This window comes from Pseudaminobacter soli (ex Li et al. 2025) (assembly GCF_029892515.1).
Classification (GTDB): domain Bacteria; phylum Pseudomonadota; class Alphaproteobacteria; order Rhizobiales; family Rhizobiaceae; genus Pseudaminobacter; species Pseudaminobacter soli_A.
This window is the reverse complement of record NZ_JARXVF010000003.1, coordinates 634,917-647,469: the sequence shown is the minus strand read 5'-3', so window position 1 is coordinate 647,469 and position 12,553 is coordinate 634,917. Positions and strand designations below refer to the sequence as shown.

The following is a 12,553-nucleotide window of genomic DNA, read 5'->3' as shown; positions in this document are numbered from 1 at the left end:
AAGCCTGAATGAAAAAATCCCGCGCACCATTGGTGTCGCGGGATTTTTCTTGTTTGCCGGAAGTTGGTTTCGGGTGGCGCCGCGCCTCAGGGCGCGAAGATCGACCAGTTCATGGCCTTCGCCAGCTTCTCCATTGCAATGGAGCCGAGCTTCGAGTTGCCATTCTCGTTCAGACCCGGCGACCACACGGCAATCGATGCCACGCCCGGGACAATGCCGATGATGCCACCGCCAACGCCGCTCTTGCCGGGAATGCCGACGCGGAAGGCAAAGTCGCCCGAACCGTCATAGTGGCCGCAGGTGAGCATCAGTGCCAGGATGCGCCGCGCCCTCTCGGGCGAAACCACTGTATGCCCCGTCGCGGGATTGCGCCCCTCATGCGCCAAAAAGCGTCCGGACAGCGCCAGCTGCCGGCAGTTCATGGCGATGGCGCAATGGTGGAAGTAGACACCGAGCGACAGTTCGGGCTGATGCTGGAGATTGCCGAAAGCCCGCATGTAGTTGGCAAGCGCCACATTGCGGTAGCCTGTCGTCTGTTCCGATGCGGCGACATCCCTGTCGATGACGATGCTTTCGTCGTCGGCCAGGAACTGGATGAAGCGCAGGATCTCACCGATCGCCTCGCGCGGCTGGTGGCCGGCAAGCAGCACGTCCGTCACCACGATCGCGCCGGCATTGATGAATGGATTGCGCGGAATGCCGAGCTCGCGCTCCAGCTGGACGATGGAGTTGAACGGGTTGCCGGAAGGCTCGCGCCCGACGCGCCGCCACAGTCCGTCTCCGACCGTGCCTAGCGCCAGCGTCAGCGTGAAGATCTTGGAGATGCTCTGGATCGAGAAGGCTTCGTCGGCGTCTCCGGCCGTGATCACCCGCCCATCGTTCAACGCAACCGCAATGCCGAATCGCTGCGGATCGACGTTGCCCAGTTGCGGGATGTAGTTGGCCACTTCGCCTCTGTCGGTGCGCGCCGCCATTTCGCTTGCGAGCGCCGGCAGCACATCTTCCAGTTCCGCCACGAATGCCCCCTCGTCTACTTCAGCCAGCGCTCGATGCGCGCCAAGGCCTCGACCATCTCATCCTGGCTGCCGGCATAGGAGAGCCGCATGAAGCGGTGGCCGGCAAGCGTGTCGAAGTCGCGTCCCGGCGTGCCGGCGACATGGGCCTCCGCAAGCATCCGGCGAGCGAACTCCATGCTGTCGTTGGTCAGGCGCGACACATCGCAGAACGCATAGAAGGCGCCATCCATGGGGGCGGCAAGCGCAAAGCCGAGCTCGGGCAGCCGACGCATCAGAAGCTCTCTGTTCCACGCATAGCGCGCTTTCACGACCTCGAGCTCTGCCGTTGCCGAAAATGCCTCGATTGCCGCGACCTGGGAAAGCTCGGGCGCGGAAATATAGAGGCTCTGCTGGATGCGCTCGATGGGCCGCACCAGCTCTTCCGGCAGCACCATCCAGCCGATGCGCCAGCCGGTCATGCAATAGTACTTCGAGAAGGAGTTGATGACCGTCACGCCCTGCCCCAGGGAAAGCGCGGTGACGTCTGGGCCGGAATAGGCGAGCCGATGATAGATCTCGTCGGAAATCACTGAAATGCCGAGGCTTTCCGCCTTCGCGACCAGCTCGGCCAGCTCCTTCTGCGGGATGATCGCGCCGGTTGGGTTAGCGGGGCTGGCAAACAGGACGCCCTTGAGGGGCTTTTGTCGATGCGCCGCCTCCAGATGATCGGCGGTCAGATAGGCCGCGCCGTCCAGTTCGATTTCGGCAACGTCGAGCCCAAGCGCGATCATGATGTTCCGGTAGGCCGGATAGCCGGGTGCGGCGATGGCAACGCGGTCCCCCGGATCGAACATGGCAAGGAAGGCAAGATTGAAGGCCGCGGACGAGCCCGTGGTGACGGCGATGCGCGCCGGCGAAACCTCGACCCCGTAGTGCTCCGCATAGTGCGCCGCGATCGCCTGCCGCAGGGCGGTCGTGCCGAGCGCGTCGGTGTATCCGATCCGCCCGTCGCGCAGGGCACGCGCGGCCGCCACGCGCACCGGCGTCGGCGCCGGGTCGGACGGCTGGCCGACCGCCATCGAGACCACCGAGACGCCGGTTGCCTTCAGCCGATTTGCTTCGGCAAGAACGTCCATCGCATGAAACGGCTCGACATCACCGCGCTTCGAAAGCGAAACTACCATTATTCCATCCAACTTCTTCTGTGGACCGCACGGCCCGCGCCGCACAAATGCCCGATTGGTGTGGCGACCACAAGTTCACGAAGTTTGTCGACCTAGCTTTTCATTGCTCGTTTGCTCGTCTACCAGTGGTTTTCACCATGCAGACACGATCTCTTTCTTCGTTGGTTTCAAAGTCGGCTCGTTCGCTCGCCAAGATTTCACTGGCGGCAGCCCTCTCGGTTTCAACCTCGGTGAGCGCATTTGCGCAAAGCCGGCTTCCCGTCGTGCGCGACGCGGAGATCGAGGCGCTGCTGCGCGACTATGCCCGGCCGATCTTCAAGGCTGCCGGGCTAAGGTCCAATATCGACATTATCCTGGTCAACGACCCCAGCTTCAACGCCTTTGTGGCGGGGCAGCGCATGTTCGTCAACACGGGCGCCCTGATGCAGGCGGAAACGCCGAACGAGATCATCGGCGTGATTGCGCACGAGGCAGGCCACATAGCGGGCGGCCACCAGCAGCGCCTGCGCGAACAGCTGGCGCGCGCCCAAACCATGGCGATCGTGGCGACCCTGCTCGGCGCAGGTGCCATGGTTGCCGGTGCTGCCACCAATTCGGGCGGACTCGGGCAGGTCGGCGGCGGCATTGCCATGGCCGGCAACGAAGTGGCCCGGCGCGGCCTGCTCGGCTACCAGCGCACGGAAGAAACCACGGCCGACCGCTCGGCAATCACCTATCTCGAAAAGACCGGCCAGTCCGCCAAGGGCATGCTGATCACCTTCCGGCGCTTCCAGAGCGCGTTGTCACTGTCGGGCGCGAAGATCGACCCGTATCAGATCAGCCACCCGACGCCGCAGGACCGCATCGCCAATCTCGAACAGCTGGCCGTCAACAGCCCGAATTACGACCGCAAGGACCCGCCGGCACTGCAGCTGCGCCACGACATGATGCGCGCCAAGATCGCCGTGTTCACCGATGGACAGGGCGCCATCTCGCGTATGTTCCGCAAGGACCCGCGGGGGCTTGGCGCTCAGTATGGCGACGCGATGAACACCTATCTCTACGGCGACCCGCGTGCTGCGGTGACCAAGGTCGACGCCTTGCTCAAGCAGCAGCCGAAGAACCCCTATTTCTACGAGTTACGCGGCGACGCGCTGATGAAGGCAAATCAGCCTGCCAAGGCGGCCGAGGCCTACGCCAAGGCCGTTCAGCTCGATCCGGCAAGATCGGGTATTTTGCCGATCTCCTACGGCCAGGCCCTGCTGGCGATCGGCACGCCCGAATCCGCGAAGAAGGCAATCACCCATATTCGCGAAGGGCTCGACATCGATCGCGAGAATTCCGCAGGCTACCGCTATCTGGCGCAGGCCTATGGGCAACTCGGCGACATCGCTGAGGCCGAACTGGCGACAGCCGAAGGTCATTACTACAACGGCGCCTACAAGGACGCCCAGATCTTCGCAATGCGTGCGCAGCAGAAGTTCAAAGCCGGCTCGCCGGGCTGGGTGCGCGCGCAGGACATCATCACCTCGCGCAAGGGCTTGAAGAACAACGACGGGTGATACGAAGGCGCCCGCCGGCGGCGGCAGTGAATTTTCTGTGATGCACGGCCATTTCGCCTCGACGAGGCCAAAGTCCTGATATGCAAGAGCGACATGCGCTCTCCCATGCCCTAGATAATCGGGCGGCAGGCAACAAACGCAAGGACGGGAATCAGATGAACAAGGCAATTCTGTTGGGCACGACCGCCATCGCGGTTTCATTTGCGATGCTGGCTTTCGGTTTCATGTCGGGCCGTCATGAGACGGCAGTTGTCGGTTCGTCTGCACAGGCCGCCAGCGTTCAGACCGCGGACGCACAGCTCGACCGCAAGGCCGTCGAATCCATCGTGCGCGACTACCTGCTCGACAACCCGGAGATCCTGGTCGACGTCCAAAACTCGCTGGAACAGAAGCGGGAGGCAGCGCAGCGCGTTGCCCATCGCGAGACGATCGAGGAAGACAAGGCTCAGATTTTCAACTCCGCCTATGACGGCGTTGTCGGCAATCCCAATGGCAAGGTGACGATCGTCGAGTTCTACGATTACAATTGCGGCTACTGCAAGCGCGCCCAGCATGACATGCAGGCGCTGACCGCCTCCGATCCCGACCTGCGCTTTGTGCTCAAGGAGTTCCCGATCCTCGGGCCCGACTCGCAGAAGGCGCATGTCGTCTCGATGGCCTTCCGCGCGCTTGAACCGGAAAAGTATGGCGAGTTCCACAACCAGCTGCTGGGCGGCCAGGGACGTGCGAGCGAGGATAGCGCGATCAAGATCGCCCTGTCGCTTGGCGTCGACGAGGCGAAGCTGCGCCAGGAGATGAAGAACCCCGCAATCGTGGAAGCGTTCTCCAAGACCTATGACCTTGCCAACAAGCTGGCGATCAGCGGCACCCCGTCCTACGTGGTCGGCAATGAGGTCGTTTTCGGCGCGCTCGGAAAGGACGCGCTGGCCGAAAAGATCTCCGCTGCCAAGAAGTGCCTCGATACCGGCTGCTGATTTCAGCGGATTCCGGCGGATATTGTCTCAAAAACAGCGCGCTTGTGGACAAGAAGGTCCCTGCGCTCTTTTCGCAGCCGATCAAGCCAATTATAGAAGTTGCGGCGCTCCGGTTGGCGACCGGCGCGGAGAAAGGTCTATATTTTGAAAACGGTCTACGTTTTAAACGGCCCCAATCTCAACGCGCTGGGCAAACGCGAACCCGGCATCTATGGCGGCAAGACCTTGTCGGCCATCGAGGACGATTGCCGAAAGGCCGGCGACGAGCTCGGGCTTGCCATCGAGTTTCGCCAATCAAACCATGAAGGCGACCTGGTCGACTGGATCCAGGAAGCAGGGGACAAGGCGGCCGGTATCGTCATCAATGCCGGCGCCTATACGCATACATCCATCGCCATTCACGACGCCATCCGCGCGGTCTCGCCGCTGCCGGTGGTGGAAGTGCATCTTTCAAACATCCATGCCCGTGAGCAGTTCCGTCACGTCTCCATGATCGCGCCAGTCGCGGTCGGGATGATCTGCGGCTTTGGCCCACTTGGCTACACACTGGCGCTCAAGGCGCTCGCCGACCGCCTGTGAGCGGGCGGACCAGATAGAGAAGGCTCAAAAATGTCGATAAAGAAGACCGGTGTTGACCAGCAATTGATCCGCGACCTCGCGGGCATCCTGAACGACACCAATCTGACAGAAATCGAAGTCGAATACGGCGATCTGAAGCTGCGCGTTTCGCGCAACGTGGCCGCGGTTCATGCTGCCTTTGCCGCGCCCGCTCCGGTCGCCCTGCCCGCCTCTGCCGCACCGGCCGCGGCCGCTCCGGCCGCATCTGCGCCCGCAGCCGATCTCTCCAAGAACGCAGTGCCCTCGCCCATGGTCGGCACCGCCTATCTGGCCGCCGCTCCCGACGCCGCTCCCTTCATCGAGGTCGGCCAGACGGTCAAGGAAGGCCAGACGCTGCTGATCATCGAAGCCATGAAGACCATGAACCAGATCCCGTCGCCGCGCGCCGGTACGGTCAAGGCCATTTTGGTCGAGGACGCTCAGCCGGTAGAATACGGCATGCCGCTGGTCGTCATCGAATAGGTCCGGGATGTTCCAGAAGATACTCATCGCCAATCGAGGCGAAATCGCCCTTCGAATCCTCCGCGCGGCCAAGGAACTTGGCATCAAGACCGTCGTCGTGCACTCGACTGCCGACGCCAATGCGATGCATGTGCGCCTGGCCGACGAAAGCGTCTGCATCGGCCCGCCGCCGTCGCGCGACAGCTACCTGAACATTCACCAGATCGTCGCGGCCTGCGAGATCACCGGTGCCGATGCCGTGCATCCTGGCTACGGCTTCCTGGCCGAAAACGCCAAGTTCGCCGACATTCTGGCAGCGCACAACATCACCTTCATCGGCCCTTCGGGCGATCACATCCGCATCATGGGTGACAAGATCGAGGCCAAGCGCACCGCCAAGCGCCTGGGCATTCCGGTCGTGCCAGGTTCCGACGGCGCCGTGACCGACGAAAAGGAAGCCAAGCGCATCGCCGCCGAGATCGGCTATCCGGTCATCATCAAGGCGTCTGCCGGCGGCGGCGGCCGCGGCATGAAGGTGGCGCGCAACGAAGAAGACGTCGTTACCGCCCTTCAGACGGCCCGCAGCGAAGCTGGCGCCGCCTTTGGCGACGATGCCGTCTACATCGAAAAGTACCTCCAGAAGCCGCGCCACATCGAAGTGCAGATTTTCGGCGATGGCGCCGGCAAGGGCATCCATCTGGGCGAGCGCGATTGCTCGCTGCAGCGCCGCCACCAGAAGGTTTGGGAAGAAGCCTTTTCACCTGCCCTCAACGAGGAAGAGCGCAACCGCATCGGCGAGATCTGCGCCAAGGCCGTGGCCGATCTTGGCTATTCGGGTGCCGGCACGATCGAGTTCCTGTATGAGGACGGCGAGTTCTACTTCATCGAGATGAACACGCGTCTCCAGGTGGAACATACGATCACCGAGGCGATAACCGGCATCGATCTGGTGCACGAGCAGATTCGTGTCGCTTCCGGCGGCGGCCTGTCGGTCAGGCAGGAGGACGTGCGCTTCCAGGGCCATGCCATCGAATGCCGCATCAACGCCGAGGATCCGCGCACCTTCGTGCCCTCGCCCGGCACGATCACGCATTTCCATACGCCGGGCGGCCTCGGCATTCGCGTCGATTCGGGCGTCTATTCGGGCTACAAGATCCCGCCCTATTACGACAGCCTAATCGGCAAGCTCATCGTGCATGGCCGCAACCGCGTCGAATGCATGATGCGTCTGCGCCGTGCATTGGACGAATTCGTGGTCGATGGCGTCAACACTACGCTGCCGCTGTTCCGGGATCTCGTCGGCAATATCGACATCGCCAATGGCGATTACGATATTCATTGGCTGGAGAAGCACCTCGCCGCGACGGAATAGGCTATAATCGTTCCCGGGCGGCGGATCGTGCGGGTTACGAATATGCACAAGACCGACAGGCCAGAATTTTTTAACGGCGCCCAAATGGGCGCCGTAGCGTTGGAGACGCGGCAATGACCCGTCCCTACGCGCCGGGATATCGTATCCCTCCTGACCTTCTCTTGAAGGCCTACGCCTCGGGCGTGTTCCCGATGGCTGAAAGCGCGAACGACCCGGAGGTCTTCTGGGTTCGGCCGGAAACGCGCGGCATCATCCCGTTAGATGAATTCCACGTTCCGAAGAGCTTGCGCAAGACGATGCGCCAGCATCGCTTCGACGTGCGCTTCGATACGGATTTCGCAGGTGTCATCGACGGCTGCGCCGAATTTTGCGCCGAGCGCGAGACCACCTGGATCAACGCACCGATCCGCGAAGCCTATATTCGCCTGTTCGAGCTCGGCCATTGCCACTCGGTGGAGGCTTGGCATGAGGGCCGCCTCGTAGGCGGTCTCTATGGAGTCAGCCTGGGTCGCGTCTTCTTCGGCGAGAGCATGTTTTCGCGGGAAACCGATTCCTCGAAGGTCTGTCTCGTCCATCTGGTCGAGCGGCTCAACCAGCGTGGGTTCGCGCTTCTGGACACGCAGTTCACGACCGAGCATCTGAAGCGCTTCGGCGCGGTAGACGTGCCCCGCGCCAAATATGAGAGATTGCTTGAGGAAGGTTTGAAGGGCGACGCGCAGTTCGCCTGAACGCCGCGTTCCAGCACTGTCAGGCCGGGAATTTGGTGACGAGCGCAAGGGCCGCAAGCAGCAGCGCCGTCACCAGAAACAGCCTCGTGAACATGAAGCGCTCGGTAGCGCCGAAGAGCGTCCTGCAATCCCTTGCCGGCGGCCTGGGCCCCGCAACCTTCGAAGCATGGCGAGGCTGCCCGGGAAGCATGCTGAAGGGATATCTATGGACCATGGGTCTCTTCCTTTGGTTCGAGCGCGACCGCTCGGTCAGCGATCTGCGCGCACCAAAAAGCTAGAGATCCCGGGATTTGGTTTCGAGACAGGTCCGGAGGCGAACGTATAAAAACGTCATATGCTTGGCGCCGGCAGACGCACGAATGGCCGCTCTTGCGGGCGTGAATACCCGCCCAGCTATTTCAGGAATCAGGCCGCCGAAGCGGTATCAGTTGCTCTTGGAGGTTTCCGGCGCCGGTACGTCAGACTTATCCTTGCAGCCCTTCAGCCACACGTCATAGATGGCGTGCTCGACGGCATTGAGGCCCGGGCTTTCAGCGAACATCCAGCCGGTGAAGATGCGGCGGATCTTGCGGTCGAGCGTGATCTCGTCAACCTCGACGAAGGAATCGGTTCGCGGCTCTTCCTCGTCCTTGCGCGAGTAGCAGACGCGCGGCGTCACCTGCAGCGCGCCGAATTGGACCGTCTCGTCGATATAGACGTCGAAAGTGGTGATGCGGCCGGTGATCTTGTCGATGCCGGCAAATTCGGCCACCGGATTGGCGATGCGTTCCGCATGCGCCGGCCCCATCAGCGCTGAGGCCAAGACGGCCGACGCCGCCCAGACGGTTCCAACCCGTTTGCTCAGCGAAAATCGGCCAAAAATCGTCATACGGAAAATACCGGTGTTGCGCTCTTGAGTGCAGTCTCGTCCGGAAGGGTGACTCGCCCCTTCACGGTCAACCAGCAGTTAACCGTGAAATGTGGCGAGAAAACACCCCGCCGGGATGTTGCTCACGAGCCCGGCGTCCAGGCGTCGTAGTCGCCGGTAACCTGCGGGCGGTGGCCGGTACCCAAGACAGAGCCCTTCGGGCGATAGGCGGCGGCCGTTCCGGTCAGGTTGGGCTGATGCGGCTTCTGCCATTCGCGCGGCTTGTAATTCTCGCGGGAAGGAGGCGTGTCGACGCGATGATGCAGCCAGCCGTGCCAGCCGGCAGGAATGCGCGATGCATCGGCCAGGCCGTTATAGATCACCCAGCGACGCGTGCGGCCTTCCGAATCGGTGCCGCCCTCGTAGTAGATGTTGCCCTGCTCGTCGCGGCCCACTTCGGTGCCACGGCGCCAGGTGTGGAAACGGGTTCCCAGCGTCTGCCCGTTCCACCAGGTAAAAAACTGCAGGAAGAATTTCTTCATCGGATTCCTCGCGGCAAGCGCGTCGAACAACTGGATGCCTTATGGCGCCCACGGGCCCCAATGGCAAGAGTTTGGTACCACTGGTGGGATATTTGTACCACTCAAGTCCCATGCGCTACACTTGTCCGGCGAAGGCGCGCGAGGTCGAGATGGAATTCAAGCCAATTGTCGAGCTCCTTAGTTCCATCTCCGTCATCGTCGGCGTGCCGCTCGCAATCTTCATCTTCGCCTATGAGCAGCGCAAGGCGCGCGCCAACGAAGAGGAAGAAATCCATCAGATGCTGGCCGACGGCTATACGGACTTCCTGAAGCTGACGCTCGAGCACCCGGACCTCAAGCTACAATCCAAGCACGCCACGCCCGATCTGAACGAGGAACAGACGGAGCGGATGGTTACGCTGTTCGCCATTCTCGTGGCGCTCTTCGAGCGCGCCTATATGGTGGCCTATGAGGAACAGATGCTTCCGCGCAAGGCCCGTCACTGGGCCTCATGGGAGGATTTCATGCGGGAATGGTGCCGGCGCGAAGATTTTCGCAACGCGTTGCCCCAATTGCTGCCGGGCGAAGACCCGCAATTCGCGGTCTACATCAGGCGGCTTGCTGCCGAAGAAGCCGCTAGAGCTTGAGCTTGAAGCCGGCGTGGCTCTGGTCGAAGCCGAGTCGCTTGTAGAAGCGATGTGCATCGATGCGCGTCAGGTTGGAAGTGAGATGCACGTTGGCGGCACCTGCCTCTCTGGCCCTGTCGATGGCGAATCGGATCATGCGCTCGCCGATACCGCGGCCGCGAAGGTCTCCTCGCGTCTGCACGGCCTCAATGCGCATCGTCGCCGCACCGCGCCCGGTCAAGCTCACGATGATGGTGGTCTGGAATGTGCCAGCCACCTCGCCGCCAAGCTCGGCGACATACAGCGCGTCGTTCGGGCTCTCGGCGATGCGATCGAATGCCGCCTCGTAAAGCGGCCGCGCCGCCGCATCGGACGTATCGCCATGGCCGCCGAGCGGGTCGGCGGCAAAGAGCGCCGCGATGGCGGGAACGTCAGCGCGCTCGGCAGGCCGAATGACCATATCCGTGGTCGCATTCATGGAGTTACCCTATACGCTTCTCGCAGTTGTAGACGGAATGGCCCTTGGTATCCGTCTCCGGCGACGCGGAGATGACAAACCCGTTGGCGCGATAAAAGGCCACGGCGGGATGGTTGTCCACCGCGACCTCCAGGCGAACCGTGTTCGCCTCGGGGAACGATTCTTCGATTTCCGCAAGAAGCGCCCTGCCGATGCCTGAGCGTTGGAACGCCGGCCGCACATAGAGGCGCTTGAGCATGACGGTCTTGCCGTCATCGCTTGCAGTCGCATAGGCGACGCCGCCGAGCGTCTTGCCGTCGTCGGCGACGAGGAATTCGGAGCGTGGCTGCTCCAGATTGGCCCTCAGCAACGGGATCGAGTGCCACTCGTCGGTGATCTCGGTCACCCGTTGCCGGCCGTAGAGGTCGTCATAGGTCGCATGCCATGTCTCGACCAGCAGCTCGCGAACGGCTGCCAGGTCGCGTTCACTGGCTGTGCGGACGAACATCCTACTCGACGATCCCGAGCTTGGCCTTCACCAGGTCGTTGACCGCCTGCGGGTTGGCCTTGCCGCCGGTCGCCTTCATGACCTGGCCGACGAACCAGCCCGCCATGGTGGGCTTTGCGCGGGCCTGCTCGGCCTTGTCAGGGTTGGCGGCGATCACCTCTTCCACGGCCTTCTCGATGGCGCCGGTGTCGGTAACCTGCTTCATGCCTCGGCTTTCGACCAGCTCGCGCGGGTCCCCGCCCTCGTTCCAGACGATCTCGAACAGATCCTTGGCGATCTTGCCGGAAATCGTACCTTCCTTGATGAGGTCGATGATGGCGCCGAGCTGCTCTGGCGAAACCGGAGCGTTTTCAATGTCTCCGCCGGCCTTGTTCAAGGCGCCCAGCAGATCGTTGATGACCCAGTTGGCTGCAGCCTTGCCGTCGCGCCCTGCGGCCACCTTCTCGAAATAGTCGGCAATGGCCTTTTCCGAGACGAGGATCGACGCATCGTAAGCCGACAGGCCGAGTGCATCGATCAGACGATTCTTCTTGTCGTCCGGCAGTTCCGGCAGATCTGCCGCCAGCGCATCGACATAGGCCTGGTCGAATTCGAGCGGCAGCAGGTCCGGATCGGGGAAATAGCGATAGTCGTGCGCCTCTTCCTTGGAGCGCATGGAGCGAGTCTCGCCCTTGTTGGGGTCGAACAGGCGCGTTTCCTGATCGATCGAGCCGCCGTCTTCCAGGATCGCGATCTGGCGGCGCGCCTCATATTCGATGGCCTGGCCGACGAAGCGGATCGAGTTGACGTTCTTGATCTCGCAGCGCGTGCCGAATTCGCCGCCCGGACGGCGCACCGACACGTTCACGTCGGCGCGCATGGAGCCTTCGTCCATGTTGCCGTCGCAGGTGCCCAGATAGCGCACGATGGTCCGCAGCTTGGTGACGTATGCCTTCGCCTCGTCCGAGGAGCGCATATCCGGCTTGGACACGATCTCCATCAGCGCCACGCCGGAGCGGTTGAGGTCGACATAGGACATGGTCGGATGCTGGTCGTGGATCGACTTGCCGGCGTCCTGCTCCAGGTGCAGGCGCTCGATGCCGACCTCGATGTCCTCGAACTCGCCCTTCTTGTCCGGGCCGACCGAGATGATGATCTTACCCTCGCCGACGATGGGCTGCTTGAACTGGGAGATCTGGTAGCCCTGCGGCAGGTCCGGATAGAAATAGTTCTTCCGGTCGAAAACCGACTTGAGATTGATCTGCGCCTTGAGGCCCAGGCCGGTGCGGATCGCCTGCTTGACGCATTCCTCGTTGATGACCGGCAGCATGCCCGGCATGGCCGCGTCGACCAGGCTGACATTGGCGTTGGGTGCTGCGCCGAAGGAAGTCGAAGCGCCGGAGAACAGCTTGGCGTTCGACGTCACCTGCGCATGAACTTCCAGGCCGATGATCACTTCCCAATCGCCGGTGGCGCCGGGGATCAGGCGTTTCGGGTCTGGCGTGCGGGTGTCGATGATGGTCATGTCCGGCCTGTCGTCGTTGTCGATGAGCCAGGATACGTTTGATATCCTGTCGCGTACAAATCGTTATCCGCTTCGCTAGTGCAAACCGGGCTGCGAGACAAGCACAAAGCCGGTGCTGGCGCCGCGCTGGCGATCACGCTATAGGGTCCCCGTCCTATGGAGCCTTGATGTCTACATCCTCTGAGTCCCGTTAAGGCCCTGACCTTCTCACGAAGGCAGGGCGAGAAAACCTAGAGC

The 12,553-nt window shown here is 62.2% G+C and carries 15 protein-coding genes; 7 read left to right on the top strand and 8 right to left on the bottom strand.

The window, feature by feature from the left end; all coding sequences use genetic code 11:
* Positions 1-86: 86 nt before the first annotated feature.
* Positions 87-1,016 (bottom strand): glutaminase, encoded by a 930-nt coding sequence (locus tag M2281_RS17550; RefSeq protein WP_280822459.1) that lies wholly within the window; start codon positions 1,014-1,016, stop codon positions 87-89.
* A gap of 14 nt (positions 1,017-1,030) precedes the next feature.
* Positions 1,031-2,179, bottom strand: a complete 1,149-nt coding sequence (locus M2281_RS17545) for a pyridoxal phosphate-dependent aminotransferase (protein WP_280822458.1) — start codon at positions 2,177-2,179, stop codon at positions 1,031-1,033.
* A 137-nt stretch (positions 2,180-2,316) separates the two neighbouring features.
* On the opposite strand from M2281_RS17545, the gene M2281_RS17540 reads away from it, so the two are divergent.
* From M2281_RS17540 to aat, 6 genes are all read left to right on the top strand, one after another.
* Complete coding sequence (locus tag M2281_RS17540) at positions 2,317-3,720, top strand: M48 family metalloprotease (RefSeq protein ID WP_280822457.1); 1,404 nt, start codon at positions 2,317-2,319, stop codon at positions 3,718-3,720.
* A gap of 155 nt (positions 3,721-3,875) precedes the next feature.
* Positions 3,876-4,694, top strand: a complete 819-nt coding sequence (locus M2281_RS17535; protein WP_280822456.1) for a DsbA family protein — start codon at positions 3,876-3,878, stop codon at positions 4,692-4,694.
* Between the two features lie 144 nt (positions 4,695-4,838).
* Entirely contained in the window at positions 4,839-5,273 is a 435-nt protein-coding gene (gene aroQ, locus M2281_RS17530; protein ID WP_280822455.1) for a type II 3-dehydroquinate dehydratase, read from the top strand.
* 30 nt (positions 5,274-5,303) lie between these two features.
* Positions 5,304-5,774: an acetyl-CoA carboxylase biotin carboxyl carrier protein gene (gene accB / locus M2281_RS17525; RefSeq protein ID WP_280822454.1), complete on the top strand. Its 471-nt coding sequence runs from the start codon at positions 5,304-5,306 to the stop codon at positions 5,772-5,774.
* Positions 5,775-5,781: 7 nt separating this feature from the next.
* A complete protein-coding gene (accC, locus tag M2281_RS17520) occupies positions 5,782-7,125 on the top strand; it encodes an acetyl-CoA carboxylase biotin carboxylase subunit (protein WP_280822453.1) in 1,344 nt (447 codons plus the stop codon).
* 113 nt (positions 7,126-7,238) lie between these two features.
* Positions 7,239-7,853, top strand: coding sequence for a leucyl/phenylalanyl-tRNA--protein transferase (gene aat / locus M2281_RS17515; protein WP_280822452.1), 615 nt, complete (start codon positions 7,239-7,241; stop codon positions 7,851-7,853).
* Between the two features lie 19 nt (positions 7,854-7,872).
* Here the strand turns inward: aat and M2281_RS17510 are convergent, their stop codons facing one another.
* The 3 genes from M2281_RS17510 to M2281_RS17500 all read right to left on the bottom strand — a co-directional run bounded on the left by M2281_RS17510 (position 7,873) and on the right by M2281_RS17500 (position 9,242).
* Positions 7,873-8,067, bottom strand: coding sequence for a hypothetical protein (locus tag M2281_RS17510; RefSeq protein WP_280822451.1), 195 nt, complete (start codon positions 8,065-8,067; stop codon positions 7,873-7,875).
* A gap of 210 nt (positions 8,068-8,277) precedes the next feature.
* A complete protein-coding gene (locus M2281_RS17505; protein WP_280822450.1) occupies positions 8,278-8,721 on the bottom strand; it encodes a DUF2155 domain-containing protein in 444 nt (147 codons plus the stop codon).
* A gap of 122 nt (positions 8,722-8,843) precedes the next feature.
* Positions 8,844-9,242, bottom strand: coding sequence for an NADH:ubiquinone oxidoreductase subunit NDUFA12 (locus tag M2281_RS17500; protein ID WP_280822449.1), 399 nt, complete (start codon positions 9,240-9,242; stop codon positions 8,844-8,846).
* 149 nt (positions 9,243-9,391) lie between these two features.
* Here M2281_RS17500 and M2281_RS17495 point away from each other — a divergent pair, with 149 nt between their 5' ends.
* On the top strand, positions 9,392-9,868 hold the full coding sequence (locus M2281_RS17495; RefSeq protein WP_280822448.1) for a hypothetical protein: 477 nt from the start codon (positions 9,392-9,394) through the stop codon (positions 9,866-9,868).
* On the opposite strand, the gene M2281_RS17490 is transcribed toward M2281_RS17495, so the two are convergent.
* From M2281_RS17490 to gatB, 3 genes are read right to left on the bottom strand one after another with little or no spacing between them, the layout of a single operon-like run.
* Positions 9,858-10,325 carry a GNAT family N-acetyltransferase gene (locus M2281_RS17490; RefSeq protein WP_280822447.1) on the bottom strand — a complete coding sequence of 156 codons (468 nt, stop codon included), beginning with the start codon at positions 10,323-10,325 and terminating at the stop codon, positions 9,858-9,860. The two genes, M2281_RS17495 and M2281_RS17490, sit on opposite strands and share 11 nt — an antisense overlap.
* Positions 10,326-10,329: 4 nt before the next feature.
* Complete coding sequence (locus M2281_RS17485; RefSeq protein ID WP_280822446.1) at positions 10,330-10,812, bottom strand: GNAT family N-acetyltransferase; 483 nt, start codon at positions 10,810-10,812, stop codon at positions 10,330-10,332.
* Between the two features lies 1 nt (position 10,813).
* The gene (gene gatB / locus M2281_RS17480; RefSeq protein ID WP_280822445.1) at positions 10,814-12,316 is read right to left on the bottom strand and encodes an Asp-tRNA(Asn)/Glu-tRNA(Gln) amidotransferase subunit GatB; all 1,503 of its coding nucleotides are present in this window, start codon (positions 12,314-12,316) and stop codon (positions 10,814-10,816) included.
* Between the last annotated feature and the right edge of the window lie 237 nt (positions 12,317-12,553).

Bases quoted from the DNA above. Each gene is read 5' to 3' on its own strand.
- accC (WP_280822453.1), top strand. From the start codon at position 5,782: ATGTTCCAGAAGATACTCATCGCCAATCGAGGCGAAATCGCCCTTCGA.
- M2281_RS17485 (WP_280822446.1), bottom strand. From the start codon at position 10,812: ATGTTCGTCCGCACAGCCAGTGAACGCGACCTGGCAGCCGTTCGCGAG.
- M2281_RS17505 (WP_280822450.1), bottom strand. From the start codon at position 8,721: ATGACGATTTTTGGCCGATTTTCGCTGAGCAAACGGGTTGGAACCGTC.
- M2281_RS17490 (WP_280822447.1), bottom strand. From the start codon at position 10,325: ATGAATGCGACCACGGATATGGTCATTCGGCCTGCCGAGCGCGCTGAC.
- M2281_RS17540 (WP_280822457.1), top strand. From the start codon at position 2,317: ATGCAGACACGATCTCTTTCTTCGTTGGTTTCAAAGTCGGCTCGTTCG.
- M2281_RS17545 (WP_280822458.1), bottom strand. From the start codon at position 2,179: ATGGTAGTTTCGCTTTCGAAGCGCGGTGATGTCGAGCCGTTTCATGCG.
- M2281_RS17535 (WP_280822456.1), top strand. From the start codon at position 3,876: ATGAACAAGGCAATTCTGTTGGGCACGACCGCCATCGCGGTTTCATTT.
- M2281_RS17495 (WP_280822448.1), top strand. From the start codon at position 9,392: ATGGAATTCAAGCCAATTGTCGAGCTCCTTAGTTCCATCTCCGTCATC.
- accB (WP_280822454.1), top strand. From the start codon at position 5,304: ATGTCGATAAAGAAGACCGGTGTTGACCAGCAATTGATCCGCGACCTC.
- M2281_RS17500 (WP_280822449.1), bottom strand. From the start codon at position 9,242: ATGAAGAAATTCTTCCTGCAGTTTTTTACCTGGTGGAACGGGCAGACG.
- M2281_RS17510 (WP_280822451.1), bottom strand. From the start codon at position 8,067: ATGGTCCATAGATATCCCTTCAGCATGCTTCCCGGGCAGCCTCGCCAT.
- gatB (WP_280822445.1), bottom strand. From the start codon at position 12,316: ATGACCATCATCGACACCCGCACGCCAGACCCGAAACGCCTGATCCCC.
- aat (WP_280822452.1), top strand. From the start codon at position 7,239: ATGACCCGTCCCTACGCGCCGGGATATCGTATCCCTCCTGACCTTCTC.